This is a genomic window from Bianquea renquensis (assembly GCF_014384895.1).
Classification (GTDB): Bacteria; Bacillota; Clostridia; order Lachnospirales; family Bianqueaceae; genus Bianquea; species Bianquea renquensis.
On record NZ_JACRSQ010000108.1, the window covers coordinates 1 to 568 of the forward strand.

Annotated in this window: 1 protein-coding gene; it reads right to left on the reverse strand. The window is 41.5% G+C overall.

Going from position 1 to position 568, the window contains the following annotated elements; translation table 11 throughout:
- The coding region (locus H8730_RS17470; RefSeq protein WP_249290322.1) for an IS3 family transposase at positions 1-568 on the reverse strand (568 nt) is incomplete at both ends.

The following is a 568-nucleotide window of genomic DNA, read 5'->3' on the forward strand; positions in this document are numbered from 1 at the left end:
TTGCTGTTTCAGAACCCAGTGCCTCTCGCCTTACCTCAGATGGTGTTTTACAATGAAATCTGTCCTGCGGTCTTTCTTCCGCATAAAATTTCATATATCCATCAATGGCTGAACGCAGAGAGCCTTCATCGGTTATCTTATACATACAGTACATTTCCGACTTGATGATTCCCCATAATCCTTCGGTGGGACCATTATCAATACAGTGTCCGACACGTGACATGGATTGATCCATTCCCTGTTTTTGTAGTTTTGTTTGGAATACCTTGCTCGTATATTGATAGCCCCTGTCGCTGTGAAAGAGCGGTCTGGCTTCTGGATTCTGTTCAATTGCTTTGCCATAAGTCTCAAATACAAGCTGGTTGTCATTTCTCCGGCTGATAACATAAGCTACCGGATAACGGTCATAAAGGTCAAATATGGCGCTGAGATATAACTTCTTTCCGGTTTCGGGGATTTTAAATTCCGTTACATCGGTAACCCATTTTTCATTAGGTTTTCCTGCATTGAAATCTCTTTTGAGCTTATTTTCGGCAGTCGTCTCCGGTTTGGAAAAATGATATTTTTT